Genomic DNA, 6667 nt, shown 5'->3' with positions numbered 1-6667 from the left:
GATAGCCTGTATAACCCCATAATACTCCGAGGTCTTGACTGAACCACGTCAAATTCTTATGAACGATACTATCGAATACAGCTACGTCTTTAAGTCTATACCCCATCCGGCGAAGTTTACGGTCCCGCTTGATATGGTTGAAGGCCGCTTCGTAGGCTTTTTCAGGAGCCGATGGCGACTGGCCGCAACCCAGCAGGGGTATTATCGTCAGGAGGCAAATCAGGAGTAGTCGCATGGCCATAGCCTGGGTACTAAATTAATCAATGGGTTCGGGCTCCGGAATGGGATGGTGAATAGCATCGTAGGCCTGCACCGCTGTAGTAAGCACATCCAATTTATTGAACTCCGCCGTGCCAGGTGTGGCGCTGAAGATGCTTTCTATGCGGATCAGGGCCGCCTGATAGTCGACCCTATTGCGAATGGGTTCACCATACTTTGTATCGTCGCAGAATATGTGCTGTAAATGAGGGCCGTATGCTTGTAGCGCGAAGCTTCTGCTTCGCGTATCGTTGCTGAATGCCGCGTCGCGTGGAGTCGTTCAACGATACGCGAAGCAGAAGCTTCGCGCTACAAGCATACGGCCCTTTTCATGCAAGTCCGAATAAACCCACCGCGCCCCGCCGCCACCGATGAAACGGCAGGAACGGGGCGCGGCTGAAGTAGTAGGGATTCGCTCGACAGAAAACCTAACAGCTAGTGGCTGTCAGCTAGTGGCTTAAGAACGCACCTGGCCGGCGGGCTGCTCGCTCATGGGCGTTAGGTTAATGGCTTCTACGGACCTGATTTCGGGTACGGCTTTCTTTACCGATTCCTCCACGCCGGCTTTCAGCGTCATGGCCGACATGGGGCAGGTGCCACAGGCGCCGAGCAGTTCCAAGCGCAGCACCATGTCGTCGGTGATTTCGATTACCCGCACGTTGCCACCGTCGGCGGCCAGGTAGGGCCGGATGCCGTCGAGGGCCTGCTCGATGCGCGGCAGTAGGGGGTGAGAGTCGACGGATACTTCCATGAATTGCGGTTTTGGTAGTGCTAGAGCAAAGATAAGCTTTCTAGCGGGGGTACAAGTGTCAACCAGCGAAGCGGGCGGGAAGTTCGGGGTAGGTGGCCGGTGGATGAACGTCATTCAGAGCGCAGCGAAGAATCTCGCTCGAATTGTTGCCGGGCCGTTTATCAACTGCGAGCGAGATTCTTCGCTGCGCTCTGAATGACGTTCTTTTCACTAACCATTATCCCCTACGGCACCACTACTTCCTCGATAATAGCTTTAGGTTCGTGCTTATACAGCCACAGAATCAGAATCGGCAGCAGCGTGAGCTCGGCCACGACGCCGAACAGCAGCGTCAGGCCAATGAGCAGGCCCACGTAGAAGGTGCCGTCGAAGGAGGAGAAAATCAGCGTCGAGAAGCCGCCGACCAGAATCAGGGAGGTGACGACGACGGCTTTGCCGGCCATCAGGTAGGTTTTGCGTACCGCCCGGAACAGGTTGTCTTCCTTGAGCAACATGAGCTTGAGCTTGCTCATGAAGTGGATGGTATCATCGACGGCAATACCAAAGGCAATGGTGAAGATGATGCTCGTGCTCACCTTCATGCTCACCCCGGCCAGGCCCATTACGCCGGCTACCAGCAGAATCGGGAACAGGTTGGGAATGAGCACCACCAGCGTCATGCGCAGGCTCCGGAACAGGGCCAGGATGATAAGCGTGACCATCACGATGTCGAGCGTCATGCCGATAATCATGTCGCGGCTCAGGTTTTCGTTGTTCTTATCGATAAGGTTGGCCGAGCCGGTGAGTCGGGTTTGCACCACCGTCGAGTCGATGGACGTGCGCAGAAACTGGCGCAGGCCCCCGTTGAGGGCGTGTACCTTGATGCTCCCTACATCGGCCATGCGGCCGGTGAGGCGGCCCTGCGAGGCATCGGGCAGGGCCAGGGCCCGGAACTCGGGTTTGCGGCTCAGCAGCTTCACCTTGCGCAGCAGCCGCGCCAGCTCGGCCTCATCGGCGGGCAGGCGGTATTCTTCCACCAGGCCGCCATTCAGGGCCTTGCGTACCGATTTGATGATGGTGACGGGCGAGGCCACGAAATTGAGGCCGTAGCTCTGCTGCAGGTAGTTCTCAATCTGCTCGGTTTCGCGCAGCACTTCCAAATCGAACACCGTGCGGTTGGGGCCGGGGTCCAGGGCCATTTCGAAGGGCCGCACGCCGGCGAAGTTGTCTTCGAAAAATCGAAAATCCAGCTTCACCGGGTCGTTTTTGGACAGGTCGTCGAGCAGCGCCGAGTTGATGCGGATGGTGGAAGCCGAGCCGATTGACAGAATCAGTACTACGGCGCTAATGCCCACCACCCAGTGCCGCCGGGCCAGCACCTGCCGGAACAGGCGGCCCAGCACGCCGTCCCAACTGTGGCCCTGCTCGCGTGGTACGCGCAGCTGGGGCTTTTTGAGCAGCACCAGCAAAGCCGGCAGCAGCGTGAAGCTCAGCACAAACGTGAGCAGCACGGCAACGCCCGTGAACAGCCCGAAGTTGTAGATGGGCCTGATGGAGCTGGTCATCAGTGAGAAAAAGCCGATGCTGGTGGTGAGGGCCGAAAGCCCCGAGCCGAAGGCCGACTCGCGCATGGCCACCAGCAGCGCCGGCCGCTTTTCGGCTCCGTAGCCCAGCTCCGTTACGTAGCGGGTAATGAGGTGAATGGTGTCCGACATGCCCACCACGAACAGCATCACCGGCAGCAGGGCCGTCATCAAATCGATGCTCACCCCGAAGGCCGACATCACGGCCAGCCCCCACAGAATGGACCCCAGCACCACCACCAGCGGCAGCACCACGCCCCACCAGGTCCGGAACGTAAGCCACAGCAGCCCCGTCACGAGTACCACCGACAGGCTCATAAACAGCGCCAGCTCGTTCTGCAGCCGGTCTACGAACACCGACTGGGCCACCTGCTTGCCGGCCAGGTGGTACTGGTCTTCGGCGAAGTTCTGGCGAACCAGCTCGCGCCGCAGGGCGCTCAGCAGCGAGTCGCCGGGCGGCTTGCTCAGGTTGGGCGAGGTCTGGAAGAGAATCGTAGCGGCACGGGCATCCCGGGAAATCAGGTTGCCCACGAGGCCCGGCGTCCGGTATATCAGCGCCGAGTCGAGGGCGCGGCGCTCGGGCTCGTAGGGGTGCAGGTAGGGCAGGTTGAACACGCCCGGTCCCTCCACCACCGGGTTGCTGGCGTTGGTCGGCGACGACACCCGCAGCACGTGGCGGCGGCCGTCCAGAAACCGGGTCAGCGAATCGAGCCGCACCAGAAAGCGCGGGTCGAATACGGTCTGGCCCGTGGGGGCTTCAAGGCCCAGCAGCACGTAGTCGTTGTCGTTGCCGAAGCGGGCGGCGTACGCCTCGTAGTAGTCGAGGTCGGGGTCGCCGGCGGGGTAGAAGTCGTTGAAATTGTAGTTGAACCGCAGCTGGGCCACGAAAAACACGGCCAGGGCCGTTAGCAGCCCAAGGGCCCACAAAGTCAGGTGCGCGTAGCGGCGAAGGGGCATAAAGCAGGTAGCGCGAAGCGGAGGACAGCAAAGATACGCTCCGGCTTCGCGGGTCGATGAACGAAGTGTGCGGGCGGCCCGCTAAAAGCGCCGGAAAACCAGGCAGAGCCCGGCAGGAAATCCGGTAGGCATTGCGTACTTTAGGAGCAACCGAAGTCCAACCGCCGTTTTCGGGCATTTGTTTCCTTCACCATCACATTCGTCGTCATGAAAAACGCCCTGCTCGCCCTCGCCCTGTTCGCTTTCACCGCTTCGGCCGCCACCGCCTCGGAAGGCGACAAAGGCAAGAAGGCCAAGAAAGCCACCGCCACCACCGAAACCAAAGCCTCCTGCCCCATGGCCAGCACGCCCTCGTGCTGCATGAAAAAGGACGCCAAAACCAGCACCGCCGCCGCTACGCCGGCCGCCAAGCCGGCCGTGAAGTCGTTGTAAAGATTCTCGGAACCATAAGAACGAAAATGCCCCATGCGCGGAAAGCACATGGGGCATTGGGCTTACCCGACAATGATGGACTGGAAACTACTCAACTGGCTGGCGCACTCCTTCATCCCCAAGTACGGCCGGCTGCCAGGCTTGCTGCTGCTGTTACTGGGCCTACCGGCCGTGGCGCAGAGCAGCTACAACCGGTGGGAAGCCTTGCCAGTGGCAGCCCCACAATCGGTAGCAACCCAAGGCCAACTCAATGCTAAGCGCAAGAATGCCTATTGGAATAATGCACCATTAATCAGGCGCGGTATTGGGCAGCGACTACGCGATAAACAGACTCTGCCCGAGGACAAAAGCTATTTCGATTTTTACCAGCGAACTATCAAGTTTCCTGTCAAAGCATTGAAAACTCAGACAGAGGGAACCGTAAGAATTAAGGTTTTTATAAATGCCGCTGGAGAAGTTACAGAAACCCAGCTCCTTGATAGCACAACAATTAATGGTCAAGGGGGCAGAGATGCGCTGATTCAGGAAGCACATAGGGTACTCCAACAATTGCGCTTTGAGCCAGCTGCCGAAGCCACGGAGGAAGAAATGAGCTTGCTATTTGTGATTATGTAAAGATGCCTATCCTTAAAGTCCTGACGCACATCAACGCCCCGCCCGAACGCTGCTTTCGGCTGGCCCTGAGCGTGGACCTGCACACCATTTCCACCCGCCAAACCGGCGAAACCATTGTAGCCGGTGTCCGCAGCGGGGTGCTGCAGCTCGGCGACTCGGTAACGTTTCGGGCCCGGCACTTCGGCGTGTGGCAGACGCTGACGAGCCAGGTAACCGCGCTGGATGCGCCCCGCTACTTTTGCGATGAAATGCAGCGTGGCGCGTTCCGGTATATGCGGCACAAGCATCATTTTGAGGCGCAGGATTCGGGCGCCACGCTGATGCGCGACGTGTTCGAATTTGCCTCGCCGCTGGGTTTCCTGGGCTGGCTGGTGGATGCGCTGGTGCTGAAACGGTATTTACGGCGGTTTCTGGCCGAGCGCGGGCGGGTGGTGAAGGAGTACGCCGAAAGCGACCAGTGGCGCGAAGTGCTGGAAAAGCAGCAGTAAGGGCCGGTGCGGCTTCTGACACTCATCGCACGGCGTCACCCGAAACATCTCCTAAAGCGCAGCGGTTTTCAGCACTGATACCTCAACCGCCGCCGCTCCGCTATGTCCGAAAAGCCCACTCTCCCGATCCTGTCTGCCGCCGATATCGACCGAATTATTGAAATGGGCTGGGAAGACCGGACGCCCTTTGAAGCCATTGAGGCGCAGTTTGGCCTGGCCGAGAAAGATGTTGTTGCCCTCATGCGCCGCGAGATGAAGGCATCCTCGTTCCGGATGTGGCGGGCGCGTATGAGCGGCCGGGCCACCAAGCACCGCGCCCTCCGCGCCGACGATGTAACCGGCTTCAAAAGCGACCAGCAGCGCAGCATCACGCACAACAAAATCAGCAAGCGCTAACGCGGCTGCCACGCCCGCCATCCGTTATGAGTACGCACCTGCATAAGCTGCACGCCGGCCAGGCCCAATCCGAAGCCGCCGCCGCCCCTGAAATTAGCTTCCCGACCCGCTACGAGGATATTATGGCCCGCGTGGCGGCCATCGACCCGGCTCGTTATGGCCGCTCGCGCAATTTCCTCAACGGGGCCATCACTTACCTTTCGCCTTACCTGAGCCGGGGCGTCATCAGTACCCGGCAGGTATATGAGGCCCTGCTGGCCCGCGGTTTCGTCTTCGACGACATGCAGAAACTGGCCAGCGAGCTGGGCTGGCGCGACTTTTTCCAGCGGGTGTGGGAGGCGAAAGGGGAGGACCTGTTCACGGATTTGCGCCAGCCCCAGTCTGGCGTGGCGCACCGGGAGTTGCCGGTGGCCCTGCCCGCCGCCAGCACCGGCATTGCGGCCGTCGATGCGCACATCGGCCGCCTTTACGCGACTGGCTACCTGCACAACCACCTGCGCATGTACGTGGCCAGCCTGGCCTGCAACATCGGGCGGGCGCACTGGGCGGCCCCGGCCGCGTGGCTCTACTACCACCTGCTCGATGGCGACCTGGCCAGCAACACCTGCAGCTGGCAGTGGGTGGCGGGCGCTTTTTCCAGCAAGCCCTACTACTGCAACCAGGAAAATATCAACCACTACACCGGCAGCCAGCAGCGCCACACCTACCTCGATGTAGCCTACAGCGCCCTGCCCGACCTGCCCGTGCCGGCTCCGCTCCGGGCTACCACCGCGCCCGATTTCACCACGCCGCTGCCCGTTACGTCCGCCCCGGTTATCGACCCCGCGCTGCCGCTGCTGCTCTACAACAGCTACCACCTCGACCCGCAATGGCGCGCCGACGAGCCGGCCAACCGCGTGCTGCTACTCGAACCCTCGCACTTCCGGCGCTTCCCGGTGAGCGAAACTGTGCTGGCCTTTATCCAGCAGCTGGCCCTCGACAATATTGCCGGCGTGCAAGTGTTTGTGGGCGAGGCCGCCGAGTTGGCGCAACTGGCGCGGGTGCCCGCCATCTACACCCGCCAGCACCCCTCGTCGGGGCACTACCCCGGCACCCACGACGCCCGCGCCTGGCTGGTGCCGGAAGTGGCCGGCTACTTCCCCGGGTTCTTCAACTACTGGAAAAAGTGCGAGAAAGTACTGCGCCGGCAGCAGGCGGGTTCGTAGCAG

General features: G+C 60.6%; 7 protein-coding genes. 5 read left to right on the top strand and 2 right to left on the bottom strand.

Annotated features, from left to right (window positions below; genetic code table 11):
• Positions 1 to 715 precede the first annotated feature (715 nt).
• A complete protein-coding gene (locus HW554_RS15120; protein ID WP_176909413.1) occupies positions 716 to 1009 on the bottom strand; it encodes a NifU family protein in 294 nt (97 codons plus the stop codon).
• Between the two features lie 224 nt (positions 1010 to 1233).
• A complete protein-coding gene (locus HW554_RS15115; protein ID WP_176909412.1) occupies positions 1234 to 3528 on the bottom strand; it encodes an efflux RND transporter permease subunit in 2295 nt (764 codons plus the stop codon).
• A gap of 207 nt (positions 3529 to 3735) precedes the next feature.
• On the opposite strand from HW554_RS15115, the gene HW554_RS15110 reads away from it, so the two are divergent.
• The 5 genes from HW554_RS15110 (at position 3736) to HW554_RS15090 (ending at position 6664) form a co-directional block, all read left to right on the top strand.
• Positions 3736 to 3960, top strand: coding sequence for a hypothetical protein (locus HW554_RS15110; protein WP_176909410.1), 225 nt, complete (start codon positions 3736 to 3738; stop codon positions 3958 to 3960).
• Positions 3961 to 4032: 72 nt separating this feature from the next.
• Positions 4033 to 4575 carry an energy transducer TonB gene (locus HW554_RS15105; RefSeq protein ID WP_176909409.1) on the top strand — a complete coding sequence of 181 codons (543 nt, stop codon included), beginning with the start codon at positions 4033 to 4035 and terminating at the stop codon, positions 4573 to 4575.
• Positions 4576 to 4577: 2 nt separating this feature from the next.
• Positions 4578 to 5063: an SRPBCC family protein gene (locus tag HW554_RS15100; RefSeq protein WP_176909408.1), complete on the top strand. Its 486-nt coding sequence runs from the start codon at positions 4578 to 4580 to the stop codon at positions 5061 to 5063.
• 102 nt (positions 5064 to 5165) lie between these two features.
• Positions 5166 to 5459: a TIGR03643 family protein gene (locus HW554_RS15095; protein ID WP_176909407.1), complete on the top strand. Its 294-nt coding sequence runs from the start codon at positions 5166 to 5168 to the stop codon at positions 5457 to 5459.
• 26 nt (positions 5460 to 5485) lie between these two features.
• Entirely contained in the window at positions 5486 to 6664 is a 1179-nt protein-coding gene (locus HW554_RS15090; RefSeq protein ID WP_176909406.1) for an FAD-binding domain-containing protein, read from the top strand.
• The last annotated feature ends 3 nt before the right edge of the window (positions 6665 to 6667 follow it).

This window comes from Hymenobacter lapidiphilus (assembly GCF_013377885.1).
Classification (GTDB): domain Bacteria; phylum Bacteroidota; class Bacteroidia; order Cytophagales; family Hymenobacteraceae; genus Hymenobacter; species Hymenobacter lapidiphilus.
This window is presented reverse-complemented; position numbering and strand designations above follow the sequence as displayed.